We start from the raw sequence: 19,007 nt of genomic DNA on the forward strand, positions 1-19,007 counted from the left end.
AGCGCACAAGCCGCCGGCACGCAATACTCGCTGCATGCACAGCACCCACGCCACCCGCCATTTCTCCGGCAGCTACGCCGAAGCCCGCCGCAAGTTCCTCGACGCGGCCAGCGACCGCCAGGCCAGCGTCCAGACCTACCCCATGGACGGCCATGTCGGCGCGCTGGGCGAGGCCCTCGCCACCGACACCGCTTACCTCGGCACGCCGGGCGCCGACAAGCTGCTGATTGTCAGTTCTGGCACGCACGGACCGGAGGGCTTCTGCGGCTCCGGCTGCCAGGTCGCCCTGCTGAAGGACGCCGACCTGATGGCGCGCCTGGAACGCGCCGGCGTGGCGCTGCTGCTGGTGCATGCGGTGAACCCGTACGGGTTCTCGCACCTGCACCGCACCAACGAAGACAACATCGACCTCAACCGCAACCACATCGATTTCGGCGCGCCGCTGCCGGTGAACCCCGCCTACGCCGATGTCGAGCCCTTCGTGCTGCCGCCGCAGTGGCCACCGACCGCGGCCGATGACGCCGCGATGGCCGCGTACATCGAGAAGCACGGCGTGCGCGGCTACCGCGCGGCCGTGACCACCGGCCAGTACACCTCGCCCGACGGCGTGTTCTACGGCGGCACGGCGCCGTCATGGAGCAACCGCACGATGCGCAGCATCCTGCGCCAGCACGGCGCGGCCGCCCGGCATGTCGCGTGGATCGACGTGCACACCGGCCTCGGCCCCTACGGCCACGGCGAGAAGATCTACCCCGGCCGGCCCGACGGCCTGCCGCGCGCGCTGGCCTGGTGGGGCGCCGACGTGTTCGCGCCCTTCGAAGGCACGTCCGCCTCGGCCGACGTGACGGGGCCGGTCGTGACCATCGTCTACGACGAGTGCCCGCAGGCCAGTGCCACGTTGATGGGGCTGGAATTCGGCACCCTGCCCGACCTGCAGGTGCTCGACCGGCTGCGCGCCGACACCTGGCTGCGCCGCCACCCGGAAGCGCCCGATGCACAACAGCGCGCCATCCGCCGCGACCTGCGCGACGCGTTCTACTGCGACAACGAGGAATGGAAGGGCATGGTGCTCGGCCAGGCCCGCGTGGTGATGCTGCAGACGCTGCAGGGCCTGCAGAAGGCGGTCTGAGCGCGCGCCGGTTCCGCTGACAGGCCGCTCAGCGGGCCGCCGCCTGCCGGCACTGACGCAGGTTGGCGTCGAAGCGGCTGGCGAGCATCGCGTCGCACTCGCTGCCGTTGGGCATGAGGCGGCAGAGGCCGACGATCACGAAGTCCGACACGGCCTCGGTGCAGCTGCGGTACGGCGCCAGCGCGGGGTTGGCGTGGGTCTTGAAGCCCCAGTCGGCCGAAAACGCCACGGTGCGGCCCATCGCCTCCTCGAAATAGTCGCGGTCGCGCTCCTTCACGGCGTTTTCCATCCGCGGCAGTTCCCCGTCGAGGAAACGCACGGCGGCCGCAGGGAACTGGGCAGCGTCCTGTGCTGCGGCACCGCCGGCCGCGAAGGCGGCCAGCGCGAGAAGGCGCCGGAGGGCGCGCAAGGGCGGAAGGGCTCGGGTCATGGGTGCCGATTCTCCTATGCGCCGCCCCTACACTCGCCGGATGGCATCCAAACCTTCACGCGCACCACGCATGGCCGAACGCGGCGTTCTCTGTCTGCTGATCGGCATCGCGGTGCTGGTCGCGCCGCACTTCCTGACCTCGCCCGGCTGGCACGACATGATCGCGGGCGCCGCGACGGTCGGCTGGTTCGCCCTGGTGCTGGGCGTGGCGCTGATCGTGGTCGACTTGGTGCAGCGGGCCAAGGGCAAGACACGACGCTAGCGCCTGCCCAGCGCTTTCTTCACGAGTTCCACCACCCCCAGCACGACCGCGCCGGCGACGATGCCGACGCCCGCGTTGACGAGCATCGACCCCACGGTGCCGAGCGCGCCTGCGCCGGCGGCCCAGGCCTCGACCGCATGGCCCAAGGCCGGCACACCGTGCACCAGGATGCCGCCGCCGACCAGGAACATGGCGGCGGTGCCGGCCACCGACAGCGCCTTCATGAGCCAGGGCGCGGTCGCCAGGATGCCGCGGCCCAGGGCCTGCTGCGCAGCGCTGGCGCGGCGGGTCAGCCAGAGGCCGGCGTCGTCCAGCTTCACGATGCCCGCCACCAGCCCGTAGACGCCGACGGTCATGATGATCGCGATGCCCGACAGCACGGCGACCTGCGTGCCGAAGGGCTGGCCGCCGACCGTGCCGAGGGTGATGACGATGATCTCGGCCGACAGGATGAAGTCGGTGCGCACCGCGCCCTTGACCTTGGCCTTCTCGGCCGCGACGACATCGACCGCCGGGTCGGCCACGGCCTGCAGGTGCTGCGCCACCTCGGCGTCATGCTCGGCCTTGTGCAGGAACTTGTGGGCCAGCTTCTCGACGCCTTCGAAGCACAGGAAGGCACCGCCGATCATCAGCAGCGGCGTGATCGCCCACGGCAGGAAACTGCCGATGAGCAAGGCGGCCGGCACCAGGATCAGCTTGTTGACGAAGGAGCCCTTGCACACCGCCCAGACCACCGGCAGCTCGCGGTCGGCCTTGACGCCGGCCACCTGCTGGGCGTTGAGCGCCAGGTCGTCGCCCAGGACGCCCGCGGTCTTCTTGGCGGCCACCTTGGTGAGGATGGACACGTCGTCCAGGACGGTCGCGATGTCGTCGAGCAGGAGAAAAAGGCTGGCGGCCATGGGGCGGGACGTCGAAGTGATGAAGCCGCGCAGCTTAGCCGCTGGTCAGCCCCGGGTCAGGGAATCCCGCAACCGTCCTACGCCGCCACGAGCGATACAGGCGGCGCAGACAAAACGCTCAGCTCACGCTGCGCTTGAGGCGGATCTCTTCGATCTTCACCGTCCCGACGGCGGTGGTCTTGGCGGTCTTCATCTCGCGCTTGAAGCCGGCCAGTTCGTGAAAGCGCATGGCGCGCTCGTTGCGCAGCGGCACCCAGATGGTGACGGTGGTGCAGCCCTCTTCCTCGAGGCCGTCGCGCGCGGCATCCCAGAGGGCCACGCCGGCGCCCTTGTCCCAGTGCTCGGGCTTGAGGTAGATGGCCCAGATCTCGCCCGTGGTCGAGGGCGTCTTGGGGTCGCGCGAGCGGTCGTAGCCGACGAAGCCGACGACTTCGCCGTCCAGCACCGCCACCTGCACCTGCGGCTCGCTGAATTCGATGGCCTCGCGCCACTTGGCTTCACGGGTGGCCGGCGCCAGGGCCAGGAGCTGGTCTTCGGGCAGGATGTCCGCATAGGCCGCGCGGGCGGCGGCGGCGTGGATTTCGGCGATGGCTTTGGCGTCGCGCATCGTGGCGGGACGGACTTCGTAGTGGGACATGAATGCTGAGTTCTTCGATGGAACCGCGTATTGTCGCCGCCCGCTAAACTCGCCGCCACCTTCATCATTCATCCCCGGAGAGTCCACCATGGCCAAAGGTCAGCAACGCGCCAACAAAGAGGCGAAGAAGCCCAAGAAGGACACCTCGCCACCGAAGGTTCCGTCGTCGTCCTCCGACGAGCCGATCCGCACCATGACCACCGCCGTGATCCCGCGCGGCAAGCTCAAGAACAAGTGACCGAGGACGCCGCCCCGCCGACGCCAGCCCCCCAGCCGCGCAATCCGCTGCACGGCCTGACGCTGGAGGCCATCGTGCGGGCGCTGGAGGCGGAATACGGCTGGCCCGGCCTGAACGAGCGCATTCCGCTGCGCTGCTTCGGGCAGGACCCGAGCGTGGGCTCGAGCCTCAAGTTCCTGCGCAAGACGCCCTGGGCGCGCGAGAAGGTCGAGAGCCTCTACCTCTTCATGCTGCGTGACCAGCGCCGCCAATCGCAGGGCGCGGCACCGCGCTGAGCCGGATGCGGGTGCGCATCGCCCCCCTCGGTGTCGAGTTCGACACCGCCCCCGGCCAGACCCTGCTGCGCGCCGCCGACGCCGCCGGCATCGAACTGCCGAGTTCCTGCCGCAACGGCACCTGCCGCACCTGCATCTGCCGGCTGCGCGCGGGCCAGGTGCGCCACACCATCGACTGGCCCGGCCTCAGTGCCGAGGAAAAGATCGAAGGCTGGATCCTGCCCTGCGTGGCGGAGCCGCTCTCGGATGTCGTGCTCGACGTGCCAGAAGCTTTCTCGCTATTCGAGGACTAACCGACGATCCGGTCCCTCCGCGCCAGCGACGGGAAGAGCTTGAACCACGCGAGCGCGACGGCCATGGTGCCGACGCCGCCCAGCACGACCGAACCCACGGGGCCGAGCAGCGCCGCGGTGGCGCCCGATTCGAACTCGCCGAGCTGGTTGCTCGCCCCGATGAAGATCGAGCTGACCGCGCTCACGCGGCCGCGCATGTCGTCGGGCGTCTCGAGCTGCACCAGCGTCTGGCGGATCACCACGTTCACCATGTCCGCGCCCCCCGAGATGGCCAGCGCGATGAGCGACACCGTGAAGCTGCGCGAGATGCCGAACACCACCATGCACAGCCCGAAGGCGGCCACCGCGATGAGCAGCGTGCGGCCCACATGCCGCTCGATCGGCTGGCGCGTGAGCCAGATCGACGTGAGCAGCGCCCCCACGGCCGGCGCGCTGCGCAGCAGGCCCATGCCCCAAGCGCCGGTGTGCAGGATGTCCTTGGCATAGATCGGCAGCAGCGCCACGGCACCGCCGAGCAGCACCGCGAACAGGTCGAGCGAGATGGCGCCGAGCACCGGCTTGCGGCGCCAGATGAAATTCACGCCCGCGAACACCGTGGCCAGCGTGACCGGCTCGCGCACCCGCGCCGGCTGCAGGTAGCGCAACCGAGCGACCAGCACGCCGCCCACCACGAACAACGCCACGCTCGCACCGTAGACCACGCCGGTGCCGGCAGCGAACAGCAGGCCGCCCAGCGCCGGGCCGCCGATGATGGCGCCCTGCATGCCGGCCGAGCTGAAGGCCATCGCACGCGGCAGCATCAGCGGCGGCACCAGCATCGGCGTGAGCGACTGCTGCGCCGGCATCTGAAAGGCCCGCACGGCGCCCAGCACCACCGACAGGCCCAGCAACAGCGCACGCGAGTCGTGGTGCAGTTCGTGCGCCATCAGCAGCGCCAGCCCGACCGCCCCCTGCACCGCGAAGCAGGCGGCCACGATGCGGCCACGGTGATGCCGGTCGACCACATGGCCGGCATAGAGCGCCAGCACCAGCGCCGGCACGAACTGGTAGAGCCCGACCAGGCCCAGGTCCCAGGCGCTGCCGGTCAGGTCGTACATGTGCCAGCCGATGGCCACCAGCAGCATCTGACTGGCGGCCGTGCCGAAGAGCCGTGCCACCCACAGCCGCATGAAGGGACGCTCGCGCGTCAGGTCGGAAAAATTCGGGGCGGTGGGCGAGGCTTCGGGAACGGCGGACATCCGGTCGAGAATAGCCGAGCCATGAACACGCTGCTCGCGCCCGCCCTGACCGTCGTCCACGAAGACGCCCACCTGCTGGTGCTCGACAAACCCGCCGGCCTGCTGTGCGTGCCGGGCCGCGGCGAGGACAAGCAGGACTGCCTGAGCGCACGCGCCACGGCGCGCTGGCCCGACGCGCGGGTGGTGCACCGGCTCGACATGGCCACCAGCGGCCTGGTGCTGATGGCGCGCAGCCTCGAGGTGCAGCGGGCACTGGGCGACGCCTTTGCCGCGCAGCAGGTGTGGAAGCGTTACGAGGCGGTGGTCGACGGCGTGCTGGACGAGAGCCCGCACTGGTCGGTGATCGACGCCCCGCTGATGGCCGACTGGCCGCGCCGGCCGCTACAGAAGGTCGACCCGGCCGGCAAGCCGAGCGTGACGCGATGGCGGGTGCTGGAACCGCTGCCGCTGCGGGGTGCGAGCCGGCTGCTGCTGGAGCCGCGCACCGGGCGCTCGCACCAGCTGCGCGTGCACCTGGCATCGATCGGCCACACGATCCTGGGCGATGCGTTGTACGGCGACGAAGACAACCAGCGCCGGGCGCCGCGGCTGATGCTGCACGCCAGCGTGCTGCAGTTGCGCCACCCGGTCACCGGCGAGGCGGTGCGCTTCGAGAGTCCGTCGGGCTTCGACGCGCTGGGCTTCGGGGACGACGCCCGCGCCGCCTGATCAGAGTCCCTTGACCACCATCACCGGCATGGTGGCGTCCTGCAGCACGCGCTGCGTCACGCTGCCGAGCAGGAGCTTCTCGATGCCCGCACGGCCGTGCGAACCCATCACGATCAGGTCGACACCGAGCGCCACCGCGGTGTCGACGATGCCTTCGTGCACCACGTGGCCATCGATCACGCGCTGGTCGCTGTGCAGGCCTTCGGCCGCGAGGGCAGCCACGCCGCGGGCGAGCGCGGCATTGGCGCTCGATGTGGCCGCGGCCAGGTATTCGTTCTGCCCCAGCGCGTAGTCCGCGCCGACGCCGATGAAGGGGTAGTTGTCGATCACATGGATCAGCGTGATGCGGCTGCCGAAGGCGAGCGCGAGCCCGCTGGCCTTGCTGACCGCATACATCGACGTTTCGGAACCATCGATCGGAACCAGGATGTGATTGAACATGGATGCCCTCTCTGCGTTCGCGGGGCTCGCGGTGGAGCCGGAGCCGCAATTTAACCCGGCCGCCTGTTACCGGTTGTAGGACGCGCGCGAGCGCGCCCCCTTCCCCGTTCAGTCGCCCTGGAAACCGCCGGCGCGGCAGGTGACGACCAGCGTGTCACGGTGGCCGCTCTGCCCCTCGACCAGCGGCTGGATCGGCGTCGACTCGTGGATCACGCGGGCGTCGTCGACCAGCATCAGCGTCCAGGGTTCGGTCAGCGTGAAGCGCTCGCCGCGGCGGCCGTCGGCCTCGAACACGCGCGTCTCGCCACCCTTGATGCCCTGGCGGCCGACCAGCATCACCGCCACCAGGTCGACGCCGTCGCGGTGCGCGCCTTCCGGCGTGGGCCGGCCGATGCCGTGCGTGGTGTCGATGCGGAACTGGTGCGCCTCGACGAACCAGCGCTGCGTGCCGCGCAGGCCCGTGGCCGCATCGGCGATGCGCACCAGCAGGCGCTGCCAGGCCGCGTTGGCCAGCGTCCCCTCGTTCATCGGCGCGAACCAGCGCTGCATGCCGCCGTGCAGGGCGTTGTATTCGACCGGCTGCCAGTGCGCGCGGTGCGGCACGGGGGCCAGCGCGGCGCCGTCGACCGTGAAGCACGAATGCCGGCGCAGGCGGTAGCGGCCGCCATCCTTCAGGTATTCGTCGGGCGGCAACGTGTCCCAATCGGCGCGCAGGGCCTCCAGCGCCTCGAGCGGCACACCGAGCCATTCGGCCACGCCTTCGGGGCTGAGCACGGCGTAGCCCTGCAGGCGCAGGGCGTCGACGAGTCGCGAAGGTGGATCGAACGACGGCGCGAAAACCGCCGCGCTCACGCCTCGACCTTCACGCCCTTCCAGAAGGCCACGCGGTCTTTCACCTCTTCGGCTTCGGGCTTGGGGTCGGCGTAGTACCAGGCGGCATCGGCGTTGAGTTCGCCGTTGACCAGCAGCGAGTAGTAGCTGGCCGAGCCCTTCCAGGGGCAGGTCGTCTTGTGGTTGCTGAAGGTGACGTGCTCGCGCTTGAGCGAGTCCATCGGGAAGTAGTGGTTGCCTTCGACGACCACGGTGTCGTCGCTCTCGGCGATGGTGACGCCGTTCCAGGTTGCTTTCATGGGAGATCTCCGGATGCCCAGGCCGGCGCAGCGCGCGCCAGCGTTTCACAAGGGTGCGTGCCGGCGCATCGGGCGGCGGCAGGCCCCTATTGTGCCGCCGGCGCCTGCAGCCAGTGCACGCTGAACAGGCGGTCGGGGTCGGTCCACACGGCCGTCGGCGTGAAACCGGCCTTTTCGGCCAGCGCGCGCAGGCCGTCGACCGTGAATTTGTGCGAGTACTCGGTGTGGATCGTCTCGCCCTCGGCGAAGCCGAAGCGCCGGCCGTCGAGCGTCACGCTCTGCGCGCGTCGGCTCACCAGGTGCATCTCGATGCGCTGCATCGGCGCGTTGTAGAAGGCGGCGTGCGAGAAGCCGTCGAGCTCGAAATCGGTCTGCAGCTCGGCATTGGCGCGGCGCAGCAGGTTGAGGTTGAAGGCGGCCGTCACACCCTGCGCGTCGTTGTAGGCGGCATGCAGCACCGCGGGGTCCTTCACCAGGTCGACGCCGAGCAGCAGTCCGCCGCCGCGCAGCAGCCGGGCCGACAGCTGCAGGAAGGCCAGCGCCTCGTCGGGCGTGAAGTTGCCCAGCGTCGAACCGGGGAAGAAGCCGACGCGGCGGCCCGCGCCCTCGCCCGGTGCCGGCAGCACCAGCGGCATCGTGTAGTCGGCCGCGACCGGCTGCACCGCAAGCTGCGGATAGTCCGCGCGCAGCCGCTCGGCCGCGGCGCCCAGGTGCTCGCCGGAGATATCGATGGGCACGTAGCGCCGCGGCGTCTCGAGCGCGTCGAGCAGCAGCCGCACCTTGGTGAGCGAGCCGGCGCCGAACTCGATGATCTCGGCGTTCGGCCCGATCTGCGCGGCGATGTCGCCGGCGCGCTCGGTGAGGATGCGCAGCTCGGTGCGCGTCGGGTAGTACTCGGGCAGGTCGCAGATGCGGTCGAACAGCGCCGAACCCTCCACGTCGTAGAAGAACTTGGGCGAGATGCTTTTCGCGCGGCGCGACAGGCCGGCATGCAGTTCGCGGCCGAACTCGCTGAGCGCGGGCGTGGTGCGCGTGTCGTCGCGTTGAAGATCGAGCGGGAGTGAGGCGGGATTGCGCATCAGAGGTCCTTCGCGAGCCGCAGCCCCGAAAACTGCCAGCGCGCGGCCGGCGGGAAGAAATTGCGGTAGCTCGGCCGCGTGTGGCCCGCGGGCGTGGCGACGCTGCCGCCACGCAGCACCAGCTGGCCGACCATGAACTTGCCGTTGTATTCCGCGGCCACGCCAGGCAGCGGGCGGAAGCCGGGGTACGGATCGTAGGACGAGCGCGTCCATTGCCAGACGTGGCCGGTCATCTCGGTCATGCCGTCGTCAGCGCACGCGGCCTCCCACTCGAACTCGGTCGGCAGGCGGGCGCCGGCCCACTCGGCGTACGCCGCCGCTTCGTAGAAGCTCAGCTGCGACACCGGCGCCTCGGGCGCCATCGGCCGCACGCCGTGCAGGCCGAAGACCTGCCAGCCCGTCGCGCCGCCGCCTTGGAACGCAAGCCGCGGATCGTCCGGCGCGAGCCAGTAGGCCGGCGCCCGCCAGCCCTGGGACTGCACCGCGGCCCAGCCGTCGGACAGCCACAGCTCGGGCCGCTGGTAGCCACCATCGGCGATGAACTGCGCATAGTCGCCGCAGCTCACCAAGCGATCGGCGATGGCGTAGGGACGCAGCAACGCACGATGGCGCGGCGTCTCGTTGTCGAAGGCGAAACCGGCGCCACCGTGCCCGACTTCCACATGCCCGCCCGGCTGCGCGCGCCACTGCATGGCCGGTGGCACCGTGGCCAGCCGCAGCGCAGGCGCCGCAGCGGGACGGTAGGCCGGCAGCAACGGGTTGCAGGAGAAGGCGTGGAGGATGTCGGTGAGCAGCAATTCCTGGTGCTGCTGCTCATGGTGCAGGCCGAGGGTGAGGATGGGCTCCACCGTCGCCCAGGCCGCGTCGTCGACCGTGTCGAGCAGGCGCTCCACGCCGGCCTCGACATGCGCACGGTAGGCGTGTACTTCGTCGATCGACGGCCGCGTGAGCAGGCCGCGCTGCGGGCGCGGATGGCGCGGGCCCAGCGCCTCGTAATAGGAATTGAACAGGTACTGGAAGCGCGGGTCGAAGGCGCGATAGCCATCGGCATGCGGCTGCAGCAGCACCGTCTCGAAGAACCAGGTGGTGTGGGCCAGATGCCATTTGGTCGGGCTGGCGTCCGGCATCGACTGGATGCACTGATCTTCTGGCGACAGCGGCGCGGCCAGTTCGCGGCTGGCGCTGCGCACGGTCCGGAAGGCGTCGCGCAAGGCGTGGGGAGCCTGCGGGCTCGGCCGGGAAAGCGTCATGGGGTCTCCAGATTTGGCAGCGGTGGTTTTAGTCGATGGGCCCGGGCGGCGTCCGTAGGACAAGCCCGCGCACCGCCCTCGCGGCCGGTCGGGCGGCTGCCGATAATGCGTGAATGCCCATCCCCGATCCTGCCCGCCGCCCCCATGTCCTCATCGTGGGCTGTGGTTTTGGTGGCCTCGAAGCCGCCCGTCGCCTGCAACGTGCTGACGTCGACGTGACGGTGGTCGAAAAGACCAACCACCACCTGTTCCAGCCGCTGCTCTACCAGGTGGCGACCGCCGGCCTGGCGGCGCCGTCGATCGCCGCGCCCACGCGCCTGTTGTTCCGCGGGGCGCGCAACATCACCACCCTGCTGGGCGAGGTGACCGAGATCCTTCCGGCCGAACGCGCGGTGCTGCTGCGCGACGGCCTGCGCCTGGGCTACGACCACCTGATCGTCGCCGCCGGCGCCACCCACAGCTACTTCGGCAACGACGCCTGGGCCGCGCACGCGCCCGGCCTGAAGACGCTGGCCGACGCCTTCGCGATCCGCCGGCACGTGCTGATGTCGTACGAAGCGGCCGAGAAGGAACCCGATCCGGCCCGCCGCCGCGCATTTCTGACCTTCGCCGTCATCGGCGGCGGGCCGACCGGCGTCGAGATGGCCGGCACGCTGGCCGAGATCGCCCGCCACACGCTCGAAGGCGAGTTCCGCCACATCGACCCGGCCAGCGCCGAGGTGCTGCTGATCGAGGGCGGCCCGCGCGTGCTGCAGGCCATGCCCGAAGGGCTGAGCCAGAAGGCGAAGGAACAGCTCGAGCGGCTCGGCGTCAAGGTGCGGCTCGGTGCCAAGGTGACGGCCATCGACGCGACCGGGTTGGACATCGAAACCGCCGCGGGCCACGAACGCATCGCCAGCCACTGCGTGGTGTGGGCCGCCGGGGTGGCCGCCTCGCCCCTGGGCAGGCTGCTGGCCTCGGCCACGGGCGCCGACACCGACCGCGCCGGGCGCGTGCGCGTCGAGCCCGACCTGAGCCTGGCGGGCCACCCGGAGATCAGCGTGGTGGGCGACCTCGCCGCCGCCATGAGCCACGTGCCGGGCCAGGAGCCGAAGCCCGTGCCCGGCGTCTCGCCCGGCGCCAAGCAGATGGGCCGCACCGCCGCGGCCAACGTGCTGCACCGCATCGCGGGCACGCCGACCCAGGCGTTCCGCTATGCCGACTACGGCAACCTCGCGACCATCGGCCGCAACTCGGCGGTGGTCGACCTGGGCACGCCCTTCGGCCCGCTGCGCTTCAGCGGCAAGCTCGCGTGGCTGTTCTGGCTGTTCGCGCACGTCTACTTCCTCATCGGCTTTCGCAACCGGCTGGTCGTGTTGATGGACTGGGCCAGCGCCTACTGGAGCTTCCGGCGCTATGCGCGCGTGGTAGCCGACGTGGACGGTGCGGGCAAGGGCGAGTCGTAGGCCAACGCAGGCCGGCACCCCAGCGAGCGTGCCGAACAGGCGTCAGGCGTTGCCCGGCAGCGGCGCCGCCGCGTGCACCAGCCCCGCTTGGCGAAGCTCGCGCCAGAAGTCGACGGGCACCACCTCGTTCAGCGCCGACCGGTCTTCCGCGATGCGGCTCGGCTGGCTGGCGCCCGGAATGACGGCCGCCACGGCCGGGTTGGCGAGCGCGAACTGCAGGCCGGCCGCCTTCATGCTGACGCCATGGCGATCGGCGATCGCCTTGATGCGGGCGACCTTGTCCAGGATCTGCGGCGTGGCTGGCGCGTATTCGAAGTTCGGGCCGCCGACCAGCGCGCCCGAGCTGTACGGGCCCCCCACGACAATGCCCAGCCCGCGCTCCACCACCTGCGGCATCACGCGCTGCAGTGCACGCTCGTGGTCGAGCAGCGTGTAGCGGCCGGCGAGCAGAAAGCCGTCGGGGCGCGGCGCGTCCAGCGCCAGCAGCAGCTCGATGGGCTCCACCCGATTGACGCCCAGGCCCCAGGCCTTGATCACGCCTTCGTCGCGCAGCCGGTCGAGCGTCCTGAACGCGCCCTTGCGTGCGCTCTCGAAGGCGGCCAGCCATTCGTCGCCGTAGAAATCCTGGGCCACGTCATGGACCCAGACGATCTCGATGCGGTCGGTCTTCAAGCGTTTGAGGCTGTCCTCGATCGAACGCAGCGTCGCATCCGCCGAATAGTCGTTGACGATCTTGTTGGCGCGCCCGTGCTTGAAGACCTCGCCCTTCTCGCCGAGGTCGCGCGCATTCACGTCCTCGACCTCGTCGAGGATCAGGCGACCGACCTTGGTGCTGATGACATAGTCGTCGCGCGGCCGATCGGCCAGCGCCTCGCCCATGCGAATCTCCGCCAGCCCGGCGCCGTAGAAGGGCGCGTTGTCGAAGTAGCGGATGCCGTCGTTCCACGCGGCATCGACGGTCGCGCGCGCTTCGGCTTCGGGAATGTCGCGGAACATGTTGCCCAGCGGCGCCGTACCGAAACCCAGCTTGCCGGGGAGGAGATCTTTGAGTGCCATGGTGTGTCCTTCGATGGAGGGTGGGACCTCGGGTTGCCAGATAGATGCCCGCGAGCCGGGCGAGACGCCGACGCGGCTAGCGCTCGGCGTCTGGCCGAGCCGGACCCGCGCGCGGGTCTTCCACGCGAACATGGCGCACGACCAGCTCGTCGATCTCGAGCCGCCGGATGCGAGCCCGTCCCACCGAGAGCCGGCCGATGGCCAGCGCACCGATCGCCACGGCACCGACGGCCAGGGTGGCCGCCGCGAGCGAGCCCAATGCCACGGTACCCATGGCGTGCGCGCCCGTCGCGGCGGCGGGTGCCTTCTTCACGTGTGCCATCTTGCGCTTCATGCGCGCGATTCTTCCGGACCTCGGCGCGAAGCACAACGCCCCCCGTTCAGGGCGGACTCGCGCGTTCAGGCCGTGCTCGTTTCCTTCTCCTGCAGCAGCCGCCACATCACCTTGCCCGCGCCGCTCTTGGGCAGTGCGTCGACGAACTGCACCTGGCGCGGGATCTTGTAGACCGCCATGTTCTCGCGGCACCAGTCGATGATCTGCTGCTCGGTCGTGTCCTGGTGGGTGGACCGGAGCACCACCACAGCTTTGACCGACTCGCCGCGGTACGCGTCCTTGGTGCCGATGACGCAGGCCTCCTGGATCGCCGGGTTCTTGAACATCAGGAGCTCGACCTCGGCCGGCCAGACCTTGAAGCCGCTGGCGTTGATCATGCGCTTGAGACGGTCGGTCATGAAGAAGTAGCCATCCTCGTCGACGCGGCCCATGTCGCCGGTGCGGAAGTAGCGCTTGCCCTCGAAGTCGACGAAGGCCGCGGCCGTGGCGTCCGGGCGCTTCCAGTAGCCCTGGAAGACCTCGGGGCCGCAGGTGATGATCTCGCCGGATTCGCCCACGGGCAGTTCCTCGAGCGTGTCCGGGTCGACCACGCGCGAATCGCTGCTCATGTAGGGGATGCCCAGGCACTGCTGCTTCGGGTGATCGAAGGGCTGGGCGTGCGACGGTGCGGCGGTTTCGGTGAGGCCGTAGCCTTCCTGATAGCGCAGGCCGTACTGCTCGAACAGGCGCTGCGCAACGGCCTGGGGCATCGCCGCGCCGCCACCACCGATGTAGGTGAGGCTGCTGAGGTCGAAGCTGGCGAAATTAGGACTGCTCATCAGGTCGATCACCATCGTCGGGATGTTGGTCCAGGTCGTGACCTTGCGCAGCGAAATCAGGCGGCCCGCCACCTCGCGGTCCCAGCGCGGCATGATGACCAGCGTGCCGCCCGCATAGATGGCGGTGTGCATCATGCTCACCACGCCGGTGATGTGGAACATCGGCACCACGGCCAGCACCACCGCCTCGTGCGACACCGAACCCCACAGCTGGCTGGCCACCGCGTTGTGCATCAGGCTGGAATGGTGATGGACGCAGCCCTTGGGCAGGCCGGTGGTGCCGCTGGTGTAGGGCAGCAGCGCCATGTCGTCGGCACCCACGACATGCGCGGGCGGCGCGTGGCCCGCCTCCAGTGCGTCCTGCCAATGCAGGGCGCTGCCACCGGCCAGCACGGGCAAGGGGTGGCGCGTGAGCAGCCAGTCGCGCCAGGCCGGCGCGGGCGATTCGTCGCCGGTCACGTCGGGGTCGAAGGCGTCGGTGAACTGCGTGACGATCAGGTGCGACAGCCGCTGCGCCGGCTCGAGCGCATCGCTGGCCTTGGCCAGTTCGGGCGCGAGGTCGCCGGTGGTGATCGCGACCTTGGCGTCGGGGTCGACGATGTAGTGCTTGAGCTCCTCGGCCCGGTTCATCGGGTTGACCGGCACCACCACGGCGTTGGCGCGGAGGATCGCGAAATGGGCGATGACCAGCTGCGGGCAGTTCTGCATGTCGAGCACCACCCGGTCGCCGCGCTGCACGCCCAGCGCATGCAGCGTGCCGGCCAGCCGCTCCGCGCGCGCTACCAGCTCCCGGTAGCTCACGACCGTGCCGAAGAAGACCAGCGCGGCCTTGTCCGGATAGCGCGCGGCGGTGGTCGCGAGGTTGTGCCACAGCGAGGTCGCCGGCACGGTGATGGCATGGGGCAGGCGCTTGGGCCAGAACTTGTGATGCGGACGGTCCATGAAGTCTCCAGACGAGAGCCGCCAAGGGTACGACGCGTGGAGGAGGAAGCTCATGGGGGAAGCCCCGAAGCCGTCGCGCAGGCGACGCGTCGCCTGCACCGCCTCCAACGGGGGGAGCCGATTCGCGCCCCAGGCCGACAGACGGCGGGGCCGATTCGCTCTAAAAGAAAGGCCTTTTCACCGGATCACACCCCAAGGAGTTCCTCATGGCAGCAGACAAGAAGGCAAGCGTTCACTGGGAAGGCGCCGGCAAAACCGGCCAGGGCAAGATCAGTACCGAGACCGGCGCGCTCAAGGACTATCCGTACGGCTTCGCGAGCCGCTTCGGCGACGACCGCACCGGCACCAACCCGGAGGAGATCGTGGGCGCGGCCCATGCCGCCTGCCTGACCATGGCCTTCGCCTTCGCGCTGGAGGCCGAAGGCCTGGCCGCCACGGCCATCGACACGCGTGCCGCCGTGCGCCTGGCCAAGGACGGCGCCGGCTTCAAGATCGACCGCATCGTGCTGGAGCTCGACGCGAGCATTCCCGGCATCGACGAGGCGAAGTTCCAGGCCATCGCCGCCGCCGCCAAGGCCGGCTGCCCGCTGTCGAAGGCGCTGGCCAGCGTGCCGGAAATCACCCTGAAGGCGACGCTGAAGACCTGAGCACCGGCGCGCCGCGCGCGTAGAGCTGAACGCTGGCCGCGCCCTGCACCTTGGCGACGTACATCGCACTGTCCGCGTGCCGCATGAGCAGGTCGGCATCGTCGCCCGCCTCGGGATACAGCGCGATGCCGATCGATGCCCCCACGGTCAGGCGATGGCCTTCGACCTCCATCGGCGGCGCCAGAGCCGCCAGCAGGCGGTCGGCCAGGGACCGCGCCGACTGTTCGTTGCCGACGCGGTACTGCAGCACGGCGAACTCGTCTCCCCCCAGACGTGCCACGACCTCGCCGTCCTTGGCGGTCTGCCGCATGCGATCGGCCACCATCACCAGCACCTGGTCCCCCACGGCGTGGCCGAAGCGGTCGTTGATCGGCTTGAAGTTGTCGATGTCGATGTAGTGCACCGCGAAGGGCGCGGCGCCCAGACGGGCGACGTGGACCGCCTCCGTCAGGCTTTCGAGGAAGGCATCGCGGTTGACGAGGGCCGTCAGCCCGTCATGGCGCGCCAGATGGCGAATGCGCGCCTCGCTGCGACGCCGGTCGCTGATGTCGGTGTAGGTCCGCACCACGCCGCCGCCTTCGATCGGCACGCTGAAGATCTCGATCACGCGCCCGTCGGGCCGTGGCCGCTCGTAGCGCTGGGAGACCCCGAGGATGCCGCCTTCGCGGATGAAGTCCAACACATCCGCCGGTGTGTGGTCGAACTCGCCTTGCGCCATCTGGTAGTCGAGCACCGACTGGAAACTGGGCCGCGACGCCATCAGGTCTTCCGGCAGGTCGAGCAGCTGCATCGCGCGGCGATTGCACACCTCGACCACCCGCTGTGCATTGACCATCATGATGCCCTGCTCCATCCGTTCGAGCGTGGCTTCGAGCAGCGCCGACTTCTGGCGCAGCAGGGTTTCACTCTCGCGCGCACGGCGCTCGGCCGCCAGCAGTTGCTGCTGCTGGCGCTTGAGCACCGTGATGTCGACATGGGCGAAGTAGCCCCGGCCGTCGGGGCCGTGCTGCGCCACCACACGGCTCCAGCGCGCCTGCGGCAGCGGGACTTCGAAGGGCGCGCCAGCAAAGCGCAGGTTCTCCTCGAGCACGACCAGACCTTGCTCGAACAGGGGGTGCTCCTGCGGCGCGGCACCCGACCAGGCCAGGCGGTAGACCGCCTCGAAGCGCAGGCCCCGGGCCGCCGCGCGGTCCACCAGTCCATAGAGGTGGACGAACGGCTCGTTGACCCAGGCGATGCAGTGGTCGGGGTCGGTCACCATGAAGCCGTCCGCCACGTGGTCGAACAGGGCGGTGCCGTCGAGGTCGGCGACATCCGTGAAACAGCGCGCCATCGACGCGGGGCCACCCGCCGACTCGTCGCGCCACAGGCGGATGCGGCCCACGCCCGGCAATGGCAGCGAGGCCACCCGCAGCTGGCGCCCGCCGTGGCTGAAGACGAAGGGCTGCTGCTGCGCCTGGTGGCGCGCGATGCCCTCGGCGATGTAACGCTCGATGGCCGGCTTCTCGAGGTCATCGAGCCGTTTTTCATAGAAGCGCCGCAGGTTGTGGGCGTAAGGCTCGCCGACCTGGATGGCGCCCGCATGCTCCGGGAAGAACTGGAGGAAGCTGCGGTTCCACAGCAGCGTGGCATCGGCCGTGTCGAACAGGCAGCACGCGATGCCCAGGCCGTCGAGCGCCTCGACCAGAGGCCGCAACAGATCCAACGCGGCGGCGGCGGCCCGGAGGGGGGCCGGCTGGAGATCGACGCTCATCGGGAGGCCATCGCGCTGCTGCATGCGGAGTCGGGGGCTCTGTTGTAGTGCATGGATTCTGCCTGCGAACCGCCCTGCCACCGCCCCATGCCCCAGGCGCCCGGTGGGTCGGCGTCCCTGGCGCGGTGCGGTCGGGGCGCACCAAGGAGGCCGGCGCACCGCGAAGTTGCTCACCGGCTTGGTGCGCACATCTTGCATACCAGCAGGCATGAAAACTGCTCCGGCTTCAGGCATGTCCATCTCCGCATCCGAAATCAGTGCGCGCATCGTCGAAGCAGTGATGGCGCGCAAGCTGGCGCCCGGCTCGCGCCTGGGCGAGCAGCAGCTCGCCATGCTGTTCGACTGCAGCCGCACCATCGTGCGCGAGGCCCTCACCCGGCTGGCGGCGCGCGGCATCGTCACCGTGTCAGCGCGCCGGGGCTGGTTCGTGATCGAGCCGTCCGAGGAGGAAGCGCGCGAGGCCTTCGAGGCCCGCCGCGTGATCGAGGTCGGCCTCATCCGCAGCGCAGGCAGTGCCGGCGGCATCGACAAGGCGGCGCTGCGCCGCCTGAAGCAACACCTGCAGCGCGAGAAGACCGCCATCAAGGAGAGCGACGTCGGCGCGCGCAGCTACCTGCTGGGCGACTTCCACGTCTGCCTGGCCGAGTGCCTGGGCAACAACCTGCTGGCCGACACGCTGCGCGACTTCACGGCGCGCACCACGCTGATCGCCATGCTCTACCAGTCGACGCACGACGCCGCGCAATCGTGCGACGACCACGTGCGCATCGTCGACGCACTGGCCCGGGGCGACGCCGCGGAGGCCGAGGCGCTCATGGCGGAACACATCGGAACGGTGCATTCCGCCCTGCGTCAACAGACCCAGAACGACCCGCTCGCGCACCTGCGCGATGCACTGGCCCCGCTGCAGGGCGCCCCTTCGGGCGACAAGCCTAAGGCACAGCTCTTGCATACAAGCACTGCCGTGAAAGGCAAGGCTGCGCGCAAGACGCCCGCCAAGCCCGCAACCCCTTCCGACGATTCATCGACTTACCTAGGAGCCTTGCTATGAAGTCCGTTCTCTCCCTGTCCAAGCGCCAGTTCGCCCTTCTCGCGCTGGCCTCCTCCGCCTTGTTCGCCGCCGGCGGCGCACAGGCCCAGGCCGCGCTGGACAACATCCTGAAGTCCAAGACCCTGAAGGTGGCCGTGCCCACCGACTACCCGCCCTACGGCTCGGTCGACAAGACGATGACGCCGGTCGGCCTGGACATCGAGATGGCGCAGCTCATCGCCGCCAAGCTCGGCGTGAAGGTCGAACTGGTGCCGGTCACCAGCGCCAACCGCATCCCCTACCTGCAGACCAAGAAGGCTGACCTCGTGATCTCCACGCTGGGCAAGAACGCCGAGCGCGAGAAGGTCATCGACTTTTCCTCCGCCTACGCGCCCTTCTTCCAGGCCGTGTACGCCGCCAAGAGCCTGAAGCTCACCAGCTTCGCCGACATGGCCGGCAAGACCGTCGCCGTGACGCGCGGCGCGATGGAAGACCAGGAGCTGAACAAGGTGGCGCCGCCCAACGTCGACTACCGCCGCTTCGAGGACAACAACGCGACCATCGCCGCCTTCGTGGCCGGCCAGACGCAGACCATCGCCACCAGCGCCGCCGTGGCGGCCGACATGCTCGCCAAGAACCCGAAGGTCAGTGCCGAGTACAAGCTGCTGCTCAAGGACAGCCCGTGCTTCGTGGGCATCGCGAAGAACGAGACCGCCCTGAAGGCCAAGGTCAACGAGATCATCGCCGCCGCCAAGAAGGACGGCACGCTCGACAAGATGTCGATGAAGTGGCTGGGCAAGGCTGCTGGCGACCTGCCTGTATGAGTCCCACCCCCGAAGCGGCTCACTTCGTGTAGCCGCCCGGGGTCGCCACCGGAGGTGGCGGCTCTTCGAGGCCGTCCAAGCCTGCGCGGGCAGGCTTGGAGCCGCGGCCCTCAGCCCCTCGAGGGGCAACACCAGTGGCCCGGCGAAGC

Annotated in this window: 23 protein-coding genes; 10 read left to right on the forward strand and 13 right to left on the reverse strand. The window is 69.8% G+C overall.

Annotated features, from left to right (window positions below; genetic code table 11):
- Window positions 1-34 precede the first annotated feature (34 nt).
- Window positions 35-1,129, forward strand: coding sequence for a M14 family metallopeptidase (locus tag QTH86_RS23020; RefSeq protein ID WP_286648492.1), 1,095 nt, complete (start codon window positions 35-37; stop codon window positions 1,127-1,129).
- A 28-nt stretch (window positions 1,130-1,157) separates the two neighbouring features.
- Here the strand turns inward: QTH86_RS23020 and QTH86_RS23025 are convergent, their stop codons facing one another.
- Window positions 1,158-1,559 (reverse strand): hypothetical protein, encoded by a 402-nt coding sequence (locus tag QTH86_RS23025; protein ID WP_286648493.1) that lies wholly within the window; start codon window positions 1,557-1,559, stop codon window positions 1,158-1,160.
- Between the two features lie 40 nt (window positions 1,560-1,599).
- Between QTH86_RS23025 and QTH86_RS23030 the strand changes: the two genes are divergently transcribed.
- Window positions 1,600-1,821, forward strand: a complete 222-nt coding sequence (locus tag QTH86_RS23030; protein WP_286648494.1) for a hypothetical protein — start codon at window positions 1,600-1,602, stop codon at window positions 1,819-1,821.
- Here the strand turns inward: QTH86_RS23030 and QTH86_RS23035 are convergent.
- Both QTH86_RS23035 and QTH86_RS23040 read right to left on the reverse strand, forming a co-directional pair.
- Window positions 1,818-2,720 (reverse strand): DUF808 domain-containing protein, encoded by a 903-nt coding sequence (locus QTH86_RS23035; protein ID WP_286648495.1) that lies wholly within the window; start codon window positions 2,718-2,720, stop codon window positions 1,818-1,820. The two genes, QTH86_RS23030 and QTH86_RS23035, sit on opposite strands and share 4 nt — an antisense overlap.
- A gap of 118 nt (window positions 2,721-2,838) precedes the next feature.
- Window positions 2,839-3,357, reverse strand: coding sequence for a GNAT family N-acetyltransferase (locus QTH86_RS23040; RefSeq protein WP_286648496.1), 519 nt, complete (start codon window positions 3,355-3,357; stop codon window positions 2,839-2,841).
- Window positions 3,358-3,445: 88 nt separating this feature from the next.
- Between QTH86_RS23040 and QTH86_RS23045 the strand changes: the two genes are divergently transcribed.
- Genes QTH86_RS23045 through QTH86_RS23055 form a run of 3 tightly spaced genes read left to right on the forward strand, consistent with a single transcriptional unit; the run spans window position 3,446 to window position 4,163 of the window.
- Window positions 3,446-3,595 carry a hypothetical protein gene (locus QTH86_RS23045; RefSeq protein WP_286648497.1) on the forward strand — a complete coding sequence of 50 codons (150 nt, stop codon included), beginning with the start codon at window positions 3,446-3,448 and terminating at the stop codon, window positions 3,593-3,595.
- A complete protein-coding gene (locus QTH86_RS23050; RefSeq protein ID WP_286648498.1) occupies window positions 3,592-3,870 on the forward strand; it encodes a VF530 family protein in 279 nt (92 codons plus the stop codon). Before QTH86_RS23045 ends, QTH86_RS23050 begins: the two co-directional genes overlap by 4 nt.
- A gap of 5 nt (window positions 3,871-3,875) precedes the next feature.
- Entirely contained in the window at window positions 3,876-4,163 is a 288-nt protein-coding gene (locus tag QTH86_RS23055; protein ID WP_286648499.1) for a 2Fe-2S iron-sulfur cluster-binding protein, read from the forward strand.
- On the opposite strand, the gene QTH86_RS23060 is transcribed toward QTH86_RS23055, so the two are convergent.
- Window positions 4,160-5,401: an MFS transporter gene (locus QTH86_RS23060; protein WP_286648500.1), complete on the reverse strand. Its 1,242-nt coding sequence runs from the start codon at window positions 5,399-5,401 to the stop codon at window positions 4,160-4,162. The two genes, QTH86_RS23055 and QTH86_RS23060, sit on opposite strands and share 4 nt — an antisense overlap.
- Before the next feature lie 21 nt (window positions 5,402-5,422).
- Between QTH86_RS23060 and QTH86_RS23065 the strand changes: the two genes are divergently transcribed.
- Window positions 5,423-6,109, forward strand: coding sequence for an RluA family pseudouridine synthase (locus QTH86_RS23065; protein ID WP_286648501.1), 687 nt, complete (start codon window positions 5,423-5,425; stop codon window positions 6,107-6,109).
- Here QTH86_RS23065 and QTH86_RS23070 read toward each other — a convergent pair whose 3' ends face one another.
- The 5 genes from QTH86_RS23070 to egtB form a co-directional block, all read right to left on the reverse strand.
- Window positions 6,110-6,550: a universal stress protein gene (locus tag QTH86_RS23070; protein ID WP_286648502.1), complete on the reverse strand. Its 441-nt coding sequence runs from the start codon at window positions 6,548-6,550 to the stop codon at window positions 6,110-6,112.
- Window positions 6,551-6,658: 108 nt separating this feature from the next.
- On the reverse strand, window positions 6,659-7,402 hold the full coding sequence (locus tag QTH86_RS23075; RefSeq protein ID WP_286648503.1) for a 2OG-Fe dioxygenase family protein: 744 nt from the start codon (window positions 7,400-7,402) through the stop codon (window positions 6,659-6,661).
- Complete coding sequence (locus QTH86_RS23080) at window positions 7,399-7,680, reverse strand: DUF427 domain-containing protein (protein ID WP_286648504.1); 282 nt, start codon at window positions 7,678-7,680, stop codon at window positions 7,399-7,401. The genes QTH86_RS23075 and QTH86_RS23080 overlap by 4 nt, the downstream gene beginning before the upstream one ends.
- A gap of 86 nt (window positions 7,681-7,766) precedes the next feature.
- Entirely contained in the window at window positions 7,767-8,759 is a 993-nt protein-coding gene (gene egtD, locus QTH86_RS23085) for an L-histidine N(alpha)-methyltransferase (RefSeq protein WP_286648505.1), read from the reverse strand.
- Entirely contained in the window at window positions 8,759-10,009 is a 1,251-nt protein-coding gene (gene egtB / locus QTH86_RS23090) for an ergothioneine biosynthesis protein EgtB (RefSeq protein ID WP_286648506.1), read from the reverse strand. The genes egtD and egtB overlap by 1 nt, the downstream gene beginning before the upstream one ends.
- Window positions 10,010-10,122: 113 nt before the next feature.
- Here egtB and QTH86_RS23095 point away from each other — a divergent pair, with 113 nt between their 5' ends.
- Entirely contained in the window at window positions 10,123-11,454 is a 1,332-nt protein-coding gene (locus QTH86_RS23095; protein WP_286648507.1) for an NAD(P)/FAD-dependent oxidoreductase, read from the forward strand.
- 42 nt (window positions 11,455-11,496) lie between these two features.
- Here the strand turns inward: QTH86_RS23095 and QTH86_RS23100 are convergent, their stop codons facing one another.
- The 3 genes from QTH86_RS23100 to QTH86_RS23110 all read right to left on the reverse strand — a co-directional run bounded on the left by QTH86_RS23100 (window position 11,497) and on the right by QTH86_RS23110 (window position 14,604).
- Complete coding sequence (locus QTH86_RS23100; protein WP_286648508.1) at window positions 11,497-12,510, reverse strand: aldo/keto reductase; 1,014 nt, start codon at window positions 12,508-12,510, stop codon at window positions 11,497-11,499.
- 76 nt (window positions 12,511-12,586) lie between these two features.
- Window positions 12,587-12,844 (reverse strand): hypothetical protein, encoded by a 258-nt coding sequence (locus QTH86_RS23105; RefSeq protein WP_286648509.1) that lies wholly within the window; start codon window positions 12,842-12,844, stop codon window positions 12,587-12,589.
- A gap of 65 nt (window positions 12,845-12,909) precedes the next feature.
- Window positions 12,910-14,604 (reverse strand): long-chain fatty acid--CoA ligase, encoded by a 1,695-nt coding sequence (locus QTH86_RS23110; protein ID WP_286648510.1) that lies wholly within the window; start codon window positions 14,602-14,604, stop codon window positions 12,910-12,912.
- 206 nt (window positions 14,605-14,810) lie between these two features.
- On the opposite strand from QTH86_RS23110, the gene QTH86_RS23115 reads away from it, so the two are divergent.
- Window positions 14,811-15,251: an OsmC family peroxiredoxin gene (locus QTH86_RS23115; RefSeq protein WP_286648511.1), complete on the forward strand. Its 441-nt coding sequence runs from the start codon at window positions 14,811-14,813 to the stop codon at window positions 15,249-15,251.
- On the opposite strand, the gene QTH86_RS23120 is transcribed toward QTH86_RS23115, so the two are convergent.
- Entirely contained in the window at window positions 15,223-17,004 is a 1,782-nt protein-coding gene (locus tag QTH86_RS23120; protein ID WP_286648512.1) for a diguanylate cyclase domain-containing protein, read from the reverse strand. The two genes, QTH86_RS23115 and QTH86_RS23120, sit on opposite strands and share 29 nt — an antisense overlap.
- Before the next feature lie 232 nt (window positions 17,005-17,236).
- Between QTH86_RS23120 and QTH86_RS23125 the strand changes: the two genes are divergently transcribed.
- Both QTH86_RS23125 and QTH86_RS23130 read left to right on the forward strand, forming a co-directional pair.
- Window positions 17,237-18,055: a GntR family transcriptional regulator gene (locus tag QTH86_RS23125; RefSeq protein WP_286648513.1), complete on the forward strand. Its 819-nt coding sequence runs from the start codon at window positions 17,237-17,239 to the stop codon at window positions 18,053-18,055.
- Window positions 18,052-18,858 (forward strand): transporter substrate-binding domain-containing protein, encoded by an 807-nt coding sequence (locus QTH86_RS23130; protein ID WP_286648514.1) that lies wholly within the window; start codon window positions 18,052-18,054, stop codon window positions 18,856-18,858. The genes QTH86_RS23125 and QTH86_RS23130 overlap by 4 nt, the downstream gene beginning before the upstream one ends.
- Window positions 18,859-19,007 lie beyond the last annotated feature (149 nt).

The sequence above is a fragment of the Variovorax sp. J2L1-78 genome (assembly GCF_030317205.1).
Taxonomy (GTDB): Bacteria; Pseudomonadota; Gammaproteobacteria; order Burkholderiales; family Burkholderiaceae_C; genus Variovorax; species Variovorax arabinosiphilus.